A 17,527-nucleotide genomic window follows, 5' to 3' on the forward strand; every position below is an offset into this window, starting at 1 on the left:
TGACGATCGCAAACCGACGCGAGGTGGGGGGTCTGGCCCTCTATCGGGCTCAGCTGAATCCCGTGGGGAGGTATTCGTCCACGTTGTCCTTGGTGACGACGGCGGAGTAGAGAGTGAGGGAGGCCGGGATCTCCAGCTCCGCGAGGCCGCCGACGCCCTTGCCCTGGCCGAGCGCGCGGGCGAGGTCGATGGCGGAGGCGGCCATGGTCGGCGGGTAGAGCACGGTGGCCTTCAGCACGGTGTTACCGGCCTTGATGGCGTCCATGGCGTGCTTGGCGCCCGCGCCGCCGACCATGAGGAAGTCATCCCGCCCGGCCTGCTTGATGGCGCGCTCGGCGCCGACGCCCTGGTCGTCGTCGTGGTTCCACAGGGCGTCGAAGTCCGAGTGGGCCTGGAGCAGTTGGGCCATCTTCGACTGGCCCGACTCGACCGTGAACTCCGCGGCCTGGCGGCCGACCTTCTTGATGTTCGGGTAGTTCTTCAGGGCGTCGTTGAAGCCCGCGGTGCGCTGCCGGGTCAGCTCCAGGTTGTCGATCCCGGCCAACTCGATGACCTTGGCGTTCTTCTTGCCCTTGAGCTGCTCGCCGATGTACTGCCCGGCGTTGAAGCCCATGCCGTAGTTGTCGCCGCCGATCCAGCAGCGGTACGCCTGCGGGGAGGCGAAGACGCGGTCGAGGTTGACGACCGGGATGCCCGCCCGCATCGCCTTGAGCCCGACCTGGGTCAGCGCCTTGCCGTCGGCGGGCAGGATGACCAGGACGTCGACCTTCTTGTTGATGAGGGTCTCGATCTGCCCGATCTGCTGGGCGGTGTCGTTGGAGCCCTCGGTGATCTCCAGCGTGACGTCCTTGTACTCCTTGGCGCGCCGCTTGGCCTGCTCGTTGATGGCGTTGAGCCAGCCGTGGTCGGCCTGGGGCCCGGCGAAGCCGATGGTGACCGCCTTACCGGGCTTGTCATTGGCGGTGTTCGCGGCCTGCTTGCTGTTCTCGTCGCTCTCGTTGTTCTCGTTGCTGGTGCACCCGGCGGCGAACAGCGCGCCCGCCGCGGCGGTGCCCAGGAGCAGGTTTCTGCGACTGGTGGGGGAGGAGCTCTGTGGGAACCTCATGGCGTCGAACGACCCTTCTGTACCAGGACGGCGGCGACGATGATCGCGCCCTTGGCGATCTGCTGGACATCGCTCTGAAGGTTGTTCAGGGCGAACAGATTGGTGATGGTGGTGAAGACGAGGACGCCGAGGACGGAGCCGGTGATGGTGCCGCGGCCGCCGCTGAGCAGCGTGCCGCCGATGATCGCGGCGGCGATGGCGTCGAGTTCGTACAGGTTGCCGTTGGTGTTCTGGCCGGAACCGGTGAGGACGACCAGCATGAAGGCGGCGACACCGCAGCACAGCCCGGAGAGCAGATACAGCATCAGCCGCTGTCGTTTGACGTCGATGCCCGCGAGCCGGGCCGCCTCCGCGTTGCCGCCGATGGCGACGGTGCGCCGGCCGAACGTCGTGCGGTTGAGCACCAGCCAGCCGAGGACGGTGACGGCGGCGAAGATGATCACCAGCGGCGGTATGCCGAGGACGTAGGAGTCCGGGAGCCCGAGGTCCAGGACCGGGTCGACGGTGACGACCTGGGTCCTGCCGTCGCTGATCTGCAGGGCGAGACCGCGGGCGGAGGCGAGCATCGCGAGGGTGGCGATGAACGGGACCAACCCGCCGTACGCGATGAGTACCCCGTTGACCAGTCCGCAGCCGAGCCCCACCAGGACCGCGCACAGCAGGATGCCGCCGAGTCCGTAGTCCTGGGTGGCGAGCGTGGTGGCCCACACCGAGGCGAGGGCGACCATCGCGCCGACCGACAGATCGATGCCGCCACTGGTGATGACGAAGGTCATGCCGACGGTGACGACGCCGATGACGGACGCCTGGGTGAGCACGAGCTGGAGGTTGTCGGTGCTGAGGAACTCGTCGGGCTTGGTGAAGCCGCCGACGGCGATCAGCACCGCCAGCACCCCGACGAGGGAGAGGTTGTGCAGGTCGGCCAGGCGCCGCAGCCAGCTCAGCGGATCGGTGCCGGTGCGGCCGGCCGGCGGTTTGCCGACCGGACCGGACGTCAGCGTGGCGCCCGCGCCCGGTACCGGGGCGGGATCGGCCGGGGGGCTGGACGCCGGCCTGCTTCCGGGTGAGTTCACGACGGGCTCCCTTCCATGACGAGATCGAGGACGCGGTGCTCGTCCAGCTCCCGCGCGGGCGCCGTATGGACGACGCGGCCCTCGCGGAGCACCAGCACCCGGTCGGCGAGGCCCAGGACTTCGGGCAGTTCGCTGGAGACGAGAAGGACGGCCATGCCGTCGTCGGCGAGTCGGCGGATCACGGCGTACAGCTCGGCGCGGGCGCCGACGTCCACCCCGCGCGTCGGCTCGTCCAGCAGCAGCACCCGGCAGCCGCGCAGCAGCCAGCGGGCCAGCACGGCCTTTTGCTGATTGCCGCCGGACAGGGTCCGCACCGGCCGCTCCGGGTCGTCGGGGTGCAGCGAGAGGTCGCGTACGCACCTACGGGCCGCCGCCCGCTCCGCGCCGCGGTCCACCCACCCGGCGCGGGAGAAGCGGGGCAGCGAGGAGACCGAGACATTGCGGGTGACGGACTCCAGCATCAGCAGCGCCTGCGCCTTGCGCTCCTCGGGGGCGAGCCCGAGCCCGGCGCGCACGGCGGCGGACACGCTGCCGGGGCGCAGCGCGCGGCCGTCCACCAGGACCCGGCCCGAGGTGGGACGGCGGGCGCCGTAGACGGTCTCCAGGATCTCGGACCGCCCGGAGCCGACGAGTCCGGCGAGCCCGACGATCTCGCCGGGCGCCACTTCGAGGTCGATCGGCTCGAACTCCCCCGCCCTGCCGAGGTTCTCCAGCCGCAGCACGGGCGCGGCGCTCGCGGCCGGAGGTGCCGTGGTGCGGCGCGGGAACGCGTACTCCACGTCCCGGCCCGTCATCAGGGCCACGACCTCGCGGGTCGGGGTGGTGCGGGCGTCCAGCCCGCGGGCCGCGGCGCGGCCGTCCTTGAGCACGGTGACGCGGTCGCCGATCCGGCGGATCTCCTCCAGCCGGTGCGAGATGTAGACGACGGCGACCCCGGCGGCGGTGAGATCGCCGACGATGCGGAAGAGGTTGTCGACCTCGTCGGGGTCGAGGGCGGCGGACGGCTCGTCCATCACGATGAGCTGGACGTCGTGGGAGAGCGCGCGGGCCATCGAGACGATCTGCTGCCCGGCCGCGGACAGCTCCCCGACCAGCCGCCCCGGGTCGATCTCGGGGTGTCCGAGCCGGGTCAGGAGCGCGGCGGCGGCGGTGCGGGCCGCTCGGGAGCGGACGAAACCGGCGGTGGCCATCTCATGGCCGAGGAAGACGTTCTCGGCGACGGACAGCCCCTCCACCAGGTCGAGTTCCTGGTAGATGGTGGCGATCCCCAGGCGCATGGCGGCGATGGGCGACTTGAGGGTGACCGGTGCGCCCCGCCAGAGGATCTCGCCGCTGTCGGGCTGATGCGCCCCGGCGACCACCTTGATGAGGGTGGACTTGCCGGCGCCGTTCTGGCCGAGCAGACAGTGCACCTCGCCCGCTTCGACATCGAGGTCGACGCCGTCCAGGGCCCGTACGCCGGGGAAGGACTTGGTGATCGCGGACATGGTGAGGAGCGGGCGCGGGTCGGGTGGTGCCGGTGCCATGGCTGGCCTCCTCGGCGGGTTCGCTCGATGCGGTGCGGGTCGCTGGGCGTGCCGGAGCCGCTGCGGGCGCGCGGCGGGGCTGGGGATAGGGCTGGCTGGGGCTGGGCGGAACGGTGATGTCGTGCCGTGGTGAGGTGCGGGGCGTGCCGGGGTACGGCGCGCCGCCACGGTGGTGCCGGGTGGTGCGGCTCGGTGGTGCCCTGTGGTGCGGCTCGGTGGTGCCCGGGTGGTGCGGCTCAGTGGTGCCGGTCGTGCGGCTCGTGCCTCGACGTGGCGTACGTCGAGGGGCGGTGCGGATGCCGTGCTGCTGCGCTGTGCCGAGGTACGGACCGGCCGTGGCCGGGCGGGATCAGGCCGTCAAGCCGTCAGGCCGTCAGGCCGGGGAGAAGAGGTGGTCGCTGATCAGGCGGGCCGCGCCGGTGACCCCGGCGGCCGGGCCGAGTTCGCCCAGCACGATGGGGAGGTTGCCGGTGGCCAGGGGCAGGGACTGGCGGTAGACCTGGGTCCGTATGGCGGCGAGCAGCGTATGGCCGAGCCCGGTGACACCGCCGCCGATGACCACCAGACCGGGGTTGAAGAAGCTGACGAGCCCGGCGATGACCTGGCCCGTACGGGTGCCGCCCTCCCTGATGAGGTCGAGGGCGGTCGCGTCGCCCGCCGACGCCGCCGCGGCGACGTCCGTGGCGGCGAGGCTGCCCACCTCCTCCAGCCGGGCGGCGAGTTCGGCGGACCGGCCGTCGCGGGCGGCCGCCTCGGCGTCGCGGGCCAGTGCCGCGCCGCCGAAGTACGCCTCCAGGCAGCCGTGGTTGCCGCAGGCACAGGGGCGGCCGTCGGGTTCGGCCTGGATGTGGCCGATGTCGCCCGCGCTGCCCGTCGTACCGCGGTAGACCTCACCGCCGACGACGATCCCGCAGCCGATACCGGTGCCGATCTTCACGCAGAGGAAGTCCTTGACGGAGCGGGCGACTCCGGCGTGCTGCTCCCCCATCGCCATGAGGTTCACATCGTTGTCGACCATCACCGGGCAGCCCAGCTCCTGGCTGAGCGCCTCCCGTACGGGGAAGCCGTCCCACCCCGGCATGATCGGCGGTGCCACCGGCACGCCCTCGGGGAACCGCACGGGGCCGGGCACACCTATGCCCGCCCCGTCGAACCCCTCGGCCACCCCGGAGGCCCGGAGCTTCGCGGCCATGTCCAGCACCTGCTCGAAGACCGCGACGGGTCCCTCGCGCACATCCATGGGCTGGTTGAGATGGCCGAGAATCTCCAGTTCGGCATTGGTCACGGCGACGTCCACGGAGGTGGCGCCGATGTCGACGCCGAGCAGCCGCAGCCCCGGCGCGAGCCGGATGTTGTGCGAGCGCCGGCCACCGCGCGAGGCCGCGAGCCCGTCCGCGGCCACCAGCCCGGTCTCCAGCAGCCGGTCGATCTCCACGGCGAGCTTCGAACGCGAGAGGTCGATCTGATCGCCCAGCTGAGCACGGGAGTTGGGGCCGCCATCGCGCAGCAGACGGAGCAGTCGTGCCTGATGCGCGTTGGCCGGTCGTGCCGTCATGCGCCTCACGCTGCCCCTCCCGCCGTCATCGGCATCCACGTCACCGGGCTTTCACGGGGAACGTAGCAGCGGTTGTCGGGAGTGGGAAGAACTTGCGCCGCAATTGGCTACGACTTTCTCCTGTCGCAGGACAAAGCCGAGTTGAATTTGCGACAGCACGAGGAGGCACCGGCTCGGGAGCGCGGGCCGGACGAAAGGGTTCGGCCACTCCGGCCACTACGATCGGCGATCATGGAGATAGCGGCGTACATCTTGCTCATGGCCCTCGTTCTGCAGTATCCGCTGCTGGAGTCGAGGATCAAGAAGATCCAGCGCAGGGCGGACCGTATCGAGCACAAGCTGGACCTGATCCTCGACCACCTGGACATCCAGGTGGTCGGGCCCGACCTGCGGCGGGTGACTGCCCTGCTGCGGGAGGGCAAGAAGTTCGAGGCCATCAAGGCCTACCGGCAGCTCACCGACGCCGACTTGAAGGAGGCCAAGGAGGCTGTCGAGCGCATCGACGCCACTCGGGGATGACGCCACGGGGAGCTGCCACCCGGCGGTGACGCCACCCGGCAACGGCCGGTCCGGTGGAAGGGTCAGGACCGCTCGCGGTCGTGGTAGGTGCGGCGGGTGTGTTCGGTGTGGGTGCGCATGGCGGCCGTGGCCCCGTGTTCGTCACCGGCGGTGATGGCCGCGATCAGCTCGCGGTGCTCGATCCAGGACTGCTTGCCGCGCTGACGGGCGACCGGGGTGTAGTACCAGCGGACCCTGCGGTCCACCTGGGCGGCCAGCTCGGACAGGACCGCGTTTCCGGCCAACTCCATTACTTTGGCGTGGAATTCGGCGTTCGCCGCGACCGCGCCGTCCACATCGTCGTCCAGCACCGCGCGCTCGCCCTTCGCGCACAGGTCCTCCAGCGCGGCGATCCCGGCCGCGTCGGTCCCCGCGGCGGCCAGCCGGGCGGCCTCGGCCTCCAGGAGCGTGCGCACCGTAAGGAGCTGATCGGCCTCCTCCTCGGTGGGTTCGTGGACGAACGCGCCCTGCGCGGGCCGCAGATCGACCCAGCCTTCGGTGTTGAGCCGCTGGAGGGCCTCGCGCACCGGCTGGCGGGAGACCCCGAGCTGCCCGGCGAGCTCGCTCTCCACGAGGTGCTGACCGGGGCGGAGGGCGCGGGTGGTGATGAGTTCGAGCAGCGCCTCGTAGACGCGCTCGCGGAGCGGACCGGGCCGCTCCAGCTTCGGTACCGCGCCGTGCGGCAGTCCCCTGGACAGCATCGCGCCCCCTCTGGCTCGCCGTTCACCGGATGCCCGGATTGGTTATTGTCTACAGTTTACCCATCCAGTCCACGCGGCCGACACATCCCAGGCGCTTCTACGTCTAGTCATTGACTCGTTGAATCCTTAAAGTCCGGGCACATGCTCACCAATGATCGACTCGGCCCGTTGCATCGCTCGCACACCCTGGCCCCACCGGGCTGGAGCCGCTGGCTGGTGCCACCGGCCGCCCTAGCCGTCCATCTCTCCATCGGCCAGGCGTATGCCTGGAGCGTGTTCAAGCCGCCCCTGGAGTCCTCCATGGACCTCTCGGGCACGGCCAGCGCACTCCCGTTCCAGCTGGGCATCGTGATGCTCGGCCTGTCCGCTGCCTTCGGCGGGACGCTCGTCGAGCGCAACGGCCCGCGCTGGGCGATGTTCGTCTCCCTCGTCTGTTTCTCCTCCGGCTTCCTCGTCGCCTCGCTCGGCGCCGCCACCAGCCAGTACTGGCTGGTCGTCCTCGGCTACGGCTTCATCGGCGGGATCGGTCTCGGCATCGGATACATCTCCCCCGTCTCCACGCTCATGAAGTGGTTCCCCGACCGGCCCGGCATGGCCACCGGCATCGCCATCATGGGCTTCGGCGGCGGCGCGCTGATCGCCTCGCCCTGGTCGAGCTGGCTGATGGAGCGCTTCGGCACCGACAACGGCGGCATCGCCGCCACCTTCCTGGTGCACGGTCTGACCTACGCGGTCTTCATGACCCTCGGCGTGCTGCTGGTACGCGTACCGGCCGACGGCTGGCGGCCCGCCGGCTGGGAGCCGCCGCAGGAGCAGGGGCACATGGTCAGCGCGGCCGACGTCTCCGCGCGCAACGCCCTGCGCACCCCGCAGTTCTGGTGTCTGTGGGTGGTGCTGTGCATGAACGTGACGGCGGGCATCGGCATCCTGGAGAAGGCCGCGCCCATGATCGGCGACTACTTCAAGGACACCGACACCCCCGTGACCGCCACCGCGGCGGCCGGTTTCGTCGCCTTGCTGTCGGCGGCCAACATGACCGGGCGGCTGGTCTGGTCGTCCACGTCCGACCTCATCGGGCGCAAGAACATGTACCGGATCTATCTGGGCGTGGGCGCGCTGATGTACCTGGCCATCGCGCAAATCGGGGACTCCTCCAAGCCCCTGTTCGTGGTGTGCGCGCTGGTGATCCTCTCCTTCTACGGGGGTGGCTTCGCGACCGTTCCGGCGTATCTGAAGGACCTGTTCGGCACCTATCAGGTGGGCGCGATCCACGGCCGGCTGCTCACCGCGTGGTCGGTGGCCGGGGTCCTCGGCCCGTACATCGTCAACAAGGTGGCCGACCACCAGGAGGAGGCGGGGAAGACCGGCCCCGGGCTGTACTCGCTCTCCCTCACCATCATGATCGCGCTGCTGATCGTCGGCTTCATCGCCAACGAGCTGGTACGGCCGGTCCATCCGCGCTTCCACGAACCGGCTACCGCGGCGGCCGACGCCGAGGGAAAGGCGGCGCTCGCCGAGGCTGAGGAGAAGGCGGCGCCCGCCGACGCTGAGGAGAAGGCGGCGCCCGCCGAGGCCGAGGAAAAGGCAGCGCCCGCCGAGGCTGAGAAAAAGGCAGCGCCCGCCGAGGCTGAGGGAAAGGCGGCGCCCGCCGAGGCTGAGGAAAAGGCGGCGCCCGCCGAGAAGGGAGCGGACCGATGACCGAACCCACCACGAACCGCACCGCGCTGACCGTGGCCGTCTGGGCCTGGGTCGCGCTGCCCTTCGCGTACGGGGTCTACGAGCTCATCCGCAAGGCCACACAGCTCTTCACGGGCTGAACTCGCCTTACCGCCTTCACCGGCTGAACTCGCTTTACCGGCTTCACTGGCCGAACTCGCTGTACCGGCCGAGCTCGCTTCCCCGGTGAGCTCTCTTCACCGGCCGACGTCCCATCACCGCCCGGGGTCCCATCACCGGCGGACGGGAGGGGGGTTGAGGTGTCGTTCGACTCCTTGACCCCCTCCTCGGGCATACTGTATTCAATATTCTGTCGACGATACCCGGACGTTCGGTTCCCTCACGTCGCACCGCGACGTGACCGCCGTAAGGAGCCCGTCGTGGCCCGTAACCGCCAGCGCAACCGACAGCAGAAGCAGTACCCGCGGCTGACCCACCCCCTGGTGCGGGATTCGGTCAGCGGTGAACTCCGCCGCGCCTCCTGGGACGAGGCGCTCAGCCGGGCCACCGCCGGGTTCCGGGCCGTGACGGCGGCCCACGGGCCCGACGCGTTCGGCATGTTCTCCTGCGCCCGCGCCACCAACGAGATGAACTACGTGGCCCAGAAGTTCGCCCGGGTGGTGATGGGCACCAACAACGTCGACTCCTGCAACCGCACCTGCCACGCGCCAAGCGTCGCGGGGCTGTCCGCCGTCTTCGGCTCCGGCGGCGGCACGTCGTCGTACGCGGAGGTCGAGGACACCGATCTCATCGTGATGTGGGGCTCCAACGCCCGCTTCGCGCACCCGATCTTCTTCCAGCACGTCCTCAAGGGCATCCGCAACGGCGCCCGGATGTACGCCGTCGATCCGCGCCGCACCTCGACCGCCGAATGGGCCGAGAGCTGGCTGGGGCTCAACGTCGGCACCGACATCCCGCTCGCCCACGCCGTGGGCCGCGAGATCATCCACGCGGGGCTCGCCAACCGCTCCTTCATCGAGCGCGCCACCAGCGGCTTCGAGGAGTACGCGGCCCATGTGGAGCCCTGGACCCCGAGCGTCGCGGAGAAGGTCACGGGCGTCCCCGCGGACGCCATCCGCGATCTCGCACACGCCTACGCCACCGCCGAGCGTGCCCAGCTTTGCTGGACGCTCGGCATCACCGAGCACCACAACGGCACCGACAACGTCCGGGCGCTGATCAATCTGTCCCTGCTGACCGGCCATATCGGCCGGTACGGCTGCGGACTGCAGCCGCTGCGCGGCCAGAACAACGTCCAGGGCGGCGGCGACATGGGCGCCATCCCCAACCGGCTGCCCGGCTTCCAGGACATCCTGGACCCGCCCACCCGGTCCAAGTTCGAGCGCGCCTGGGACGTGGTCATCCAGCCGCGCTACGGGCTGAACCTCACCGAGATGTTCGAGGCCATGGAGGCGGGCGAACTGCGCGCCGTCTACTGCATCGGCGAGAACCCGGCCCAGTCCGAGGCCGACACCGAACAGGCCGTCCGACGGCTGGAGTCGCTGGAACACCTGGTGGTCCAGGACATCTTCCTCACCAGGACCGCCGAGCTGGCCGATGTGGTGCTCCCGGCGACCGCGGGCTGGTGCGAGACGGAGGGCACCACCACCAACAGCGAGCGGCGCGTCCAGCGGGTGCGCAAGGCCGTGGAGCCGCCGGGCGAGGCGCGCGAGGACATCGACATCATCTGCGAACTGGCGCGACGGCTCGGCCACGACTGGAAGTTCGAGGGCGCGGAGGAGGTGTGGAACGAGCTGCGCGCCGTCTCCCCCGACCACTTCGGCATGACCTACGAGCGGCTGGAGGAGCACCAGGGCATCCAGTGGCCCTGCCCCAGCACCGACCGCCTCGAGCCCACCTATCTGCACGGCCGGCTGTGGGAGAGCGATCCGGCGCGGCGCGGCGCCCTCGCCCCCTTCGGCCCGGTGAAGCACGATCCGCCGGTCGATCTGACCGATGACGCCTACCCGATCCGGCTCACCACGGGCCGCCGCCTGGACTCGTACAACACCGGCGTGCAGAGCGGGGGTTTCGCCTCTCCGCTGCGGCGCGGCGAGTACATCGAGCTGTGCCCGGAGGACGCGGCCCGCTACCGGGTGGAGACCGAGGAGCGGGTGCGGGTCACCTCGCGGCGCGGCTCTGTGGTGGCGCCGGTGTGGATCGATCCCGGGCTGCGGCCGGGGCTCGCCTTCATGACCATGCACTTCCCCGACGAGGTGGACACCAACTCCCTGACGATCGAGGCGAACTGCCCCATCGCGGGGACGGCGGAGTTCAAGGCGTCGGCCATAAGGATCGAGAAGATTCCCGTGACCGCCGTAAGGAGCTGACCGTGGATCTGCGCTTCGGTGCCGGCAAGCCCACGGACGAGGAGCGGGCGGCGGTCGACGCCCTGCTCGGCCCGCCCGAATCCGCCTGGGAGGGCGCGGACGACCGCAACGACACCGATCTGCGCTGGGCGCGCGGCGGCCGCGAGGCACGTGAGCGGCGCGAACTGCTGTTGCCGGGGCTGCATGCCCTCAACGACCGGGTGGGCTGGATCAGCGAGGGCGGCCTGGACTATCTGTGCCGCCGGCTGACGGTCCCTCCGGCGGAGGGCTACGGGGTCGCGACCTTCTACGCGATGTTCGCGGTGAAACCCCGTCCGGCGACCGTCGTCCACGTCTGCACCGACCTGGCGTGCGCGGCCCGGGGCTCCGCGCGGGTGTGCGCGGAGCTCGAACGGGACCTGGGCCCGGCGGGCTCGGCCGGGTCCGGAGCCGTCTGGCAGCCCAGTCCGTGCCTGGGCCTGTGCGAACGCGCCCCGGCGGCCCTGGCGATCCGCGCGGGCGAGGCCCCGCAGACCGCGGTCGTCGCCCCCGCCACCGCCGAGGCGGTGGCCGACGCGGCATCGGCGCCGCACGACGCGCCGGCCGAACCCCCCGCGGCGACCGCGGTCCCCCAGACCGGCGCCGACGGCCCCTACCCCCCGCCCGCCACGCGGGCGGGGACCGGCGACGACGCGGCCGTGCCCGACCCGGGCCCCGACGCCGGGCAGCGGCCGGAGAACTCCGCACATACGGAGCCGCACGCCGACCCCTGTGCGTGGTCCGAGAGTTCCGCGCGGCGGGACGCATCCGTGCCCCTGGCCGGAGGCAACGGCCTGGTGCTGCTGCGCCGGATCGGAGTCGTGGACCCCGGGTCGCTCGACGACTACCGCACCCACGGCGGATACGCCGCCCTGCGGCGCGCGTTCGCGCTGGGGCCCGCCGGGGTGATCCGGGAGGTCACCGAGGCGGGGCTGGTCGGGCGGGGTGGGGCCGCGTTCCCCACCGGGCGGAAGTGGGCGGCCACCGCCCAGCAGCCCGACCATCCGCACTATCTGGTCTGCAACGCCGACGAGAGCGAACCGGGCACCTTCAAGGACCGGGTCCTGATGGAGGGGGATCCGTACGCCCTGATCGAGGCCATGACCATCGCGGGCTATGCGACCGGGGCCCACCGCGGCTATCTGTATCTGCGCGGCGAGTACCCCCGTGCGCTGCGCCGGCTGCGCACCGCCATCGACCGAGCCCGGGCCCGTGGCTTCCTCGGCGAGGACGTCATGGGGCAGGGGTTCGCGTTCGACATCGAGATCCGGCGCGGCGCGGGCGCGTACATCTGCGGCGAGGAGACCGCGATCTTCAACTCGATCGAGGGGCGGCGCGGTGAACCGCGCAGCAAGCCGCCGTTCCCGGTCGAGAAGGGACTGTTCGGGAAGCCGACCGCGGTCAACAACGTGGAGACGCTGGTCAATGTGTTGCCGATTCTGATCGAGGGTGCGCAGGCGTATGCCCGCACCGGTACCGGCACCTCGACCGGCACCAAGCTGTTCTGCGTCTCCGGCACGGTCGCCCGGCCCGGCGTCTACGAGCTGCCGTTCGGGGCGTCGCTGGGCGAGCTGCTGGAGCTCGCGGGGCCGCCCGAGACGCTGCGCGCGGTGCTGCTCGGCGGCGCGGCGGGCGGTTTCGTACGCCCCGACGAGCTGGACGTCCCACTGACCTTCGAGGGCACGCGCGCCGCGGGCACCACCCTCGGCTCCGGGGTGGTACTGGTCCTGGACGACAGCGTCGACCTGCCCCGCGTCCTGCTGCGCATCGCGGAGTTCTTCCGCGACGAGTCCTGCGGCCAGTGCGTCCCCTGCCGGGTGGGCACCGTACGGCAGGAGGAGGCGCTGCACCGGATCAAGGACCTTACGGGCGCCGCCGCGGCCGGGGACATCGCGCTGCTGCGCGAGGTCGGTCGGGCCATGCGGGACGCCTCGATCTGCGGTCTGGGCCAGACCGCCTGGAACGCCGTGGAGTCCGCCATCGACCGCCTGGGAGCCTTCAAGTGACCGCGATACCGCTGCGACCCCCGCGCCGTCTGGTCGACCTCACCCTGGACGGCGAGCCGGTCCGCGCCCCGGAGGACAGCACCCTGCTGGACGCGTGCCGCGCCGCGGGCAAGGACGTCCCGACCCTGTGCCAGGGCGACACGCTCACCCCGAAGAACGCCTGCCGGGTGTGCGTGGTGGAGGTGGAGGGCGCCCGCACCCTCGCCCCGGCCTGTTCCCGCCGGGTGGAGCAGGGCATGGAGGTGCGCACGGACACCGAACGGGCCCGGCACAGCCGTAAGGTCGTCCTGGAGCTGCTGGCCTCCTCCACCGATCTGTCGACGACCCCGCGCGCGGCCGAGTGGATCGAGGAGTACGGAGCCGAGCCGGACCGCTTCGGCGCGGACGCCGCCCGGGTGGACGAGGAGCCGAAGGTCGACAACGACCTGTACGTCCGCGACTACGACAAATGCATCCTCTGCTACAAGTGCGTGGACGCCTGCGGCGAGCAGTGGCAGAACACCTTCGCGATCGCGGTCGCGGGCCGCGGTTTCGACGCCCGGATCTCCACCGAGCACGACGCGCCCCTCACCGACTCCGCGTGTGTCTACTGCGGCAACTGCATCGAGGTGTGCCCGACCGGCGCGCTGAGCTTCAAGACGGAGTTCGACATGCGGACGGCCGGGGCGTGGGACGAGTCGGCGCAGACGGAGACGACGACGGTATGCGCCTACTGTGGCGTGGGGTGCAATCTCACCCTCCATGTGCAGGACAATGAGATCGTGAAGGTCACCTCGCCGCACGACAATCCCGTGACGCACGGGAACCTGTGCATCAAGGGCCGTTTCGGCTACCAGCACGTACAGAACCACGCACAGAACCGGGACTGATCGACATGGGACGGGTCACCGAGCGACGCCGCGTCATCCGCATCCGGGACGGGGCGGTCAGCACCCGGCCGGACACCCTGGTGGCGGAGGAGCCGCTGGAGATCCGGCTGAACGGCAAACCGCTGGCGATCACCATGCGCACACCGGGCGACGACTTCGCCCTCGCCGCCGGGTTCCTGGTGAGCGAGGGCGTCCTCGGGCGCGCGGACGAGCTGGCGAACATCGTCTACTGCGCGGGCGCCACCGAGGACGGCTCCAACACCTACAACGTGGTGGATGTGACGCTCGCTCCGGGTGTGCCGGTCCCGGACATCACCCTGGAGCGCAATGTCTATACGACGTCGTCCTGCGGGCTGTGCGGCAAGGCCAGCCTGGACGCGGTGCGGACGACGGCGCGCTGGCCGCTCGCGGACGGCCTCGGCGACGGGGCGGACGGCGGGAGCTCTCCCGTGCGGATCGAGCCGGAGACGCTCTCCGTGCTCCCCGACCGGCTCCGCGCGGCGCAGCGCGTCTTCGACCGGACCGGCGGGCTGCACGCGGCGGGGCTGTTCACGCCGGACGGCGAGCTGCTGGACCTGCGCGAGGACGTGGGCCGGCACAACGCGGTGGACAAGCTGGTGGGGCGGGCGCTCCAGCAGGGTCTGCTGCCGCTGTCGGGGTCGGTGCTGATGGTCTCGGGCCGCGCCTCCTTCGAGCTCGCGCAGAAGGCGGTGATGGCGGGGATCCCGGTGCTGGCGGCGGTGTCGGCGCCCTCCTCGCTGGCGGTGGATCTGGCGGCGGAGACGGGGCTGACCCTGGTCGGCTTCCTCCGCGGCACTTCGATGAACGTGTACGCGGGTGAGCAGCGACTCGCCCTGCGGACAGCGGTCGGCGGGACCTGAGAAGCGGTCCGCCCGCTGCACGGGTTGGCGGGCCGGCCGGCGGGGAGCGCCCCCTGCGTCGGCCGGCCCCTACCGATTTCCGTACGCGCGTCACCGGGTCCCGTACCCGCGTTCCATACCCGGGTCTTCACTCGAAAGTGTTCTTGACCGCTCGTTCTGGTTAGGTGCTACGATTGGGTCATGGCCAGAACGAAGGAATTCGACCCGGAGGCCGCCCTGCAGTCGGCTCTCGAGTTGTTCTGGCAGCGCGGCTATGAAGCGACCTCGATGGCGGACCTCGTCGACCATCTCGGCATCGGCCGCGCCAGTATCTACGCGACCTTCGGCAACAAGCACGAGCTGTACCTGAAGGCCATGGACCGCTATGCGGAGACGCACGACCCGTCCCTGCTGACCGAGCTGTCCCAGCCGGGTCCGGCACTGCCCGCGGTGCGGGCGGTGGTGCGCCGCTTCGCCGAGGAGGCCGCCTCCCCGGAGAAGCGGCTGGCCGGCTGCCTGGTGACCAACACAGCGGCCGAGCTGGCTCCGCACGACCCGGCGGCCGCCCGCCGGGTGGAGCTGAGTTGGGACCACGTGGAGACACCGCTGTGCTCCGCGCTGATACGGGCCCAGGCCCAGGGAGAGCTTCCCGAGGACCGCGACCCCCGTGCGCTGGCGCGGATGCTGTTCGTGCTGATGCAGGGGCTGCGGGTGGTCGGCAAGGCGTCGGACGACCCGGCCCGGGTGCGGGACGCCGCGGAGCAGGCGCTGACACTGCTGGATTGACCTGCATGGCCTGACGCCTTCGACCTGACCTCTGCGGCCTGACGCACCGGCCTGCCCCGGGCCGCACCACACCACGATCACGGGAGTGAGACAGAGCCCATCCGTGTGTCCGCATATTAAAACGATCGGTCAAATATTGGGGGAAAGATGACCGCCACCGACACCCCGCGCGGCTCCGGTACCGGCACCGCCGCCACCACGACCCACCATCGCCACGCCTTCGCCCTGCTCGGCTCCGTCCAGATCACCCTGATCTTCACGCTCGCGGCGATCGCCGTGCCGCTGCCCGAGATCGGCCGAGCCTTCGGCCTGGAGCGGGCCGATCTGATCCTGCTCAGCGCCGCGTACGGGCTCACCTTCGCCGGGCTGCTGCTCTTCGGCGCGCGCCTCTCCGACCGCTACGGCGGGCGGCGCGCCCTCACCGCCGGGCTCATCGTCTTCGCCACCGCCTCGGCCGCCGCCCCGTTCTCCCCCGGCATCGGGACACTGCTCATGGCCCGGTTCGCCCAGGGCGCGGGGGCGGCCCTGATCGCGCCCGCCGCCATGGCCGTGCTGCGCACCGTCTTCCCCACCCCCGCGGCCTATGGCCGAGCGATGGCCACCTGGGGCGGGCTCTCGGTGCTCGGCGCGACCGCGGGCAATCTGGTCTCCGGCGTCATAGCCGCATTGCTGTCCTGGCGCTGGAGCTTCGCCGTGCCCCTTGCGGTGGCCGCGGCCGCCCTCGCCCTCGCGCCCCGGTTGCTGCCGGACACCGCGCCGAGCCGGGGCCGGACACTCGATCTGCCGGGCGCGCTGCTGGCCACGGCCGGGATCACGCTGGCCAGTTACGGGCTCGTGGTCACCGACGCCCTGCCCTGGTCGTCGGTGAGGGTGCTGGTGCCCCTGCTCATCGGGGCCGCGCTCCTCGTCGCGTTCTGGTTCGCCGAGCGCCGGGCCGGCGATCCGCTGCTGCCGCCCCGCTTCCTGCTGAACCGGCGGCGGGCCCTCGCCCTCGCGGCCATCGCGCTCAGCGCCTGCGCGACCGCGATGACCTTTGTGACCCTCTCGCTCCATCTCCAGCACGACCGTGACTGGTCACCGCTGGGGACCTCGGCCGCCTTTGTGCCGTTCGCCATCGCCCTGCTCGCCTCGGGGCGGGCGGCCGGGCCGCTGATAGCCCGCTTCGGCCCCCGCGTCGTCACCGCCACCGGGCTGGCCACGGCCGCGGCCGGGCTGGTCCTGCTCGCCCTCACCGGGCTCGACCCGCACACCCCGTACGCCTCCGCGCTGTTGCCGGGGCTGGTGCTGCTGCCGGCCGGCGCCGCCGCCTCCTTCGCCGGGGCCGCCGTGCTCACCACCCATGGGGTGCCGCCCGAGCGGACCGGACTCGCGGGCGGGGTACTGAACACGGCGATGGAGCTCGGCCCGACCGTCGTCTTCGCCATCGTGCTCACCTTCGGCAGCGATGCCATCTCCCTCGCCGCGACGGGGGCCGCGCTCGCCCTCGTCGCCGCCCTGAACCTCCGCGTCCAGCGGACCAGTCCATCCCGTCCCTCCTCTCTTCCTCAAGGAGCCATGCAGTGAACCGCTTCACCGGAAAGACCGCCCTCGTCACCGGAGCGGGCACCGGCCTCGGCCGTGCCATCGCGCTCGCCTTCGCCGCCGAAGGCGCCTCCGTGGTGGCCGCGGGGCGCACCGAATCCACCCTGGCCGAGACGGTCCGTCTCATCGAGGCCGCCGATGGCCGGGCCACCGCCGTGACCGCCGATGTCACCGACTCCGGGCAGCTGCGGGAGCTGGTGCACACGGCCGTCACCCGCTTCGGCGGACTGGACATCGCCGTCAACAACGCCGGGATACTGCGTGGCAAGGGGCCCGTCGGGGAGGTCAGCGAGGAGGACTGGGAGGCGGTGCTGCGCACCAATGTCACCGGTGTCTGGCTGGCCATGAAGCACCAGATCGCGCACATGAAGGACCACGGCGGCGGGGCGATCGTCAATGTCTCCTCCAACCTCGGCGCCCACCTCCGGGTTCCGGGCCTCGGCGCCTACAGCACCTCCAAGGCGGCGGTCGCCACGCTGACCCGGGTCGCCGCGCTCGACCATGTCCACCAGGGAATCCGGATCAACGCGGTCAGCCCCGGCGTCTCCGACGGCCCCATGTCACTGCTGCCCGGTGAGACCGAGGCCGACCGCGCCGAGCGGGCGAAAGCCGAGAATCCGCTGGGCCGGGTCGCGGAGGCGGATGAGATCGCCGCCGCCGTGCTCTACCTCGCCTCACCGGCGGCGGGCTCCGTGGTCGGCACGGATCTGGTGGTGGACAGCGGCTCGTCGGCCTGACCGGCCCCGAGCGCCCGGCGCGCCGAGCGATCGACCGCGCCGAGCGATCGACCGGCCGGAGCAGCCCGGCCATGGAGCTCCTGCCACGGGCCTCCGGCCATGGGGC

Annotated in this window: 15 protein-coding genes; 10 read left to right on the plus strand and 5 right to left on the minus strand. The window is 71.4% G+C overall.

All coding sequences use genetic code 11. The features are described 5' to 3' along the window. Window positions 1–49: 49 nt before the first annotated feature. From J5X86_RS21310 to J5X86_RS21325, 4 genes are all read right to left on the minus strand, one after another. Window positions 50–1,105, minus strand: a complete 1,056-nt coding sequence (locus J5X86_RS21310) for a substrate-binding domain-containing protein (RefSeq protein WP_208518349.1) — start codon at window positions 1,103–1,105, stop codon at window positions 50–52. Beyond that, window positions 1,102–2,178 carry an ABC transporter permease gene (locus tag J5X86_RS21315; protein ID WP_208518350.1) on the minus strand — a complete coding sequence of 359 codons (1,077 nt, stop codon included), beginning with the start codon at window positions 2,176–2,178 and terminating at the stop codon, window positions 1,102–1,104. The genes J5X86_RS21310 and J5X86_RS21315 overlap by 4 nt, the downstream gene beginning before the upstream one ends. Then, window positions 2,175–3,704: a sugar ABC transporter ATP-binding protein gene (locus J5X86_RS21320; protein WP_208518351.1), complete on the minus strand. Its 1,530-nt coding sequence runs from the start codon at window positions 3,702–3,704 to the stop codon at window positions 2,175–2,177. Before J5X86_RS21320 ends, J5X86_RS21315 begins: the two co-directional genes overlap by 4 nt. A gap of 373 nt (window positions 3,705–4,077) precedes the next feature. Beyond that, window positions 4,078–5,259: an ROK family transcriptional regulator gene (locus J5X86_RS21325; RefSeq protein WP_043235769.1), complete on the minus strand. Its 1,182-nt coding sequence runs from the start codon at window positions 5,257–5,259 to the stop codon at window positions 4,078–4,080. Between the two features lie 231 nt (window positions 5,260–5,490). Here J5X86_RS21325 and J5X86_RS21330 point away from each other — a divergent pair, with 231 nt between their 5' ends. After that, on the plus strand, window positions 5,491–5,778 hold the full coding sequence (locus J5X86_RS21330) for a hypothetical protein (protein ID WP_208518352.1): 288 nt from the start codon (window positions 5,491–5,493) through the stop codon (window positions 5,776–5,778). A gap of 62 nt (window positions 5,779–5,840) precedes the next feature. Here J5X86_RS21330 and J5X86_RS21335 read toward each other — a convergent pair whose 3' ends face one another. Then, window positions 5,841–6,518: a GntR family transcriptional regulator gene (locus J5X86_RS21335; RefSeq protein WP_208518353.1), complete on the minus strand. Its 678-nt coding sequence runs from the start codon at window positions 6,516–6,518 to the stop codon at window positions 5,841–5,843. A 141-nt stretch (window positions 6,519–6,659) separates the two neighbouring features. On the opposite strand from J5X86_RS21335, the gene J5X86_RS21340 reads away from it, so the two are divergent. From J5X86_RS21340 to J5X86_RS21375, 9 genes are all read left to right on the plus strand, one after another. Further along, window positions 6,660–8,216, plus strand: coding sequence for an OFA family MFS transporter (locus J5X86_RS21340; protein ID WP_243981013.1), 1,557 nt, complete (start codon window positions 6,660–6,662; stop codon window positions 8,214–8,216). Continuing rightward, window positions 8,213–8,335 (plus strand): hypothetical protein, encoded by a 123-nt coding sequence (locus J5X86_RS52015; RefSeq protein ID WP_014055836.1) that lies wholly within the window; start codon window positions 8,213–8,215, stop codon window positions 8,333–8,335. The genes J5X86_RS21340 and J5X86_RS52015 overlap by 4 nt, the downstream gene beginning before the upstream one ends. Window positions 8,336–8,614: 279 nt before the next feature. Further along, window positions 8,615–10,564 (plus strand): molybdopterin oxidoreductase family protein, encoded by a 1,950-nt coding sequence (locus tag J5X86_RS21345; protein ID WP_208518354.1) that lies wholly within the window; start codon window positions 8,615–8,617, stop codon window positions 10,562–10,564. A 2-nt stretch (window positions 10,565–10,566) separates the two neighbouring features. Then, the gene (locus J5X86_RS21350; protein ID WP_208518355.1) at window positions 10,567–12,588 is read left to right on the plus strand and encodes an NADH-ubiquinone oxidoreductase-F iron-sulfur binding region domain-containing protein; all 2,022 of its coding nucleotides are present in this window, start codon (window positions 10,567–10,569) and stop codon (window positions 12,586–12,588) included. Beyond that, window positions 12,585–13,457 (plus strand): 2Fe-2S iron-sulfur cluster-binding protein, encoded by an 873-nt coding sequence (locus J5X86_RS21355; protein WP_208518356.1) that lies wholly within the window; start codon window positions 12,585–12,587, stop codon window positions 13,455–13,457. Before J5X86_RS21350 ends, J5X86_RS21355 begins: the two co-directional genes overlap by 4 nt. A 5-nt stretch (window positions 13,458–13,462) precedes the next feature. Continuing rightward, the gene (gene fdhD, locus J5X86_RS21360; protein WP_208518357.1) at window positions 13,463–14,338 is read left to right on the plus strand and encodes a formate dehydrogenase accessory sulfurtransferase FdhD; all 876 of its coding nucleotides are present in this window, start codon (window positions 13,463–13,465) and stop codon (window positions 14,336–14,338) included. Window positions 14,339–14,518: 180 nt separating this feature from the next. Beyond that, a complete protein-coding gene (locus J5X86_RS21365) occupies window positions 14,519–15,103 on the plus strand; it encodes a TetR/AcrR family transcriptional regulator (protein WP_208518358.1) in 585 nt (194 codons plus the stop codon). A 147-nt stretch (window positions 15,104–15,250) separates the two neighbouring features. Continuing rightward, entirely contained in the window at window positions 15,251–16,666 is a 1,416-nt protein-coding gene (locus J5X86_RS21370) for an MFS transporter (RefSeq protein ID WP_208518359.1), read from the plus strand. Next, a complete protein-coding gene (locus J5X86_RS21375) occupies window positions 16,663–17,421 on the plus strand; it encodes an SDR family NAD(P)-dependent oxidoreductase (RefSeq protein WP_208518360.1) in 759 nt (252 codons plus the stop codon). The genes J5X86_RS21370 and J5X86_RS21375 overlap by 4 nt, the downstream gene beginning before the upstream one ends. Window positions 17,422–17,527: the final 106 nt, after the last annotated feature.

Source organism: Streptomyces sp. NEAU-YJ-81 (assembly GCF_017592595.1).
Classification (GTDB): domain Bacteria; phylum Actinomycetota; class Actinomycetes; order Streptomycetales; family Streptomycetaceae; genus Streptomyces; species Streptomyces hygroscopicus_B.

Coding starts and splice junctions, on each gene's coding strand:
- J5X86_RS21325 (WP_043235769.1), bottom strand. CDS start 5,259: ATGACGGCACGACCGGCCAACGCGCATCAGGCACGACTGCTCCGTCTG.
- J5X86_RS21335 (WP_208518353.1), bottom strand. CDS start 6,518: ATGCTGTCCAGGGGACTGCCGCACGGCGCGGTACCGAAGCTGGAGCGG.
- J5X86_RS21320 (WP_208518351.1), bottom strand. CDS start 3,704: ATGGCACCGGCACCACCCGACCCGCGCCCGCTCCTCACCATGTCCGCG.
- J5X86_RS21365 (WP_208518358.1), top strand. CDS start 14,519: ATGGCCAGAACGAAGGAATTCGACCCGGAGGCCGCCCTGCAGTCGGCT.
- fdhD (WP_208518357.1), top strand. CDS start 13,463: ATGGGACGGGTCACCGAGCGACGCCGCGTCATCCGCATCCGGGACGGG.
- J5X86_RS21310 (WP_208518349.1), bottom strand. CDS start 1,105: ATGAGGTTCCCACAGAGCTCCTCCCCCACCAGTCGCAGAAACCTGCTC.
- J5X86_RS21370 (WP_208518359.1), top strand. CDS start 15,251: ATGACCGCCACCGACACCCCGCGCGGCTCCGGTACCGGCACCGCCGCC.
- J5X86_RS21330 (WP_208518352.1), top strand. CDS start 5,491: ATGGAGATAGCGGCGTACATCTTGCTCATGGCCCTCGTTCTGCAGTAT.
- J5X86_RS52015 (WP_014055836.1), top strand. CDS start 8,213: ATGACCGAACCCACCACGAACCGCACCGCGCTGACCGTGGCCGTCTGG.
- J5X86_RS21340 (WP_243981013.1), top strand. CDS start 6,660: ATGCTCACCAATGATCGACTCGGCCCGTTGCATCGCTCGCACACCCTG.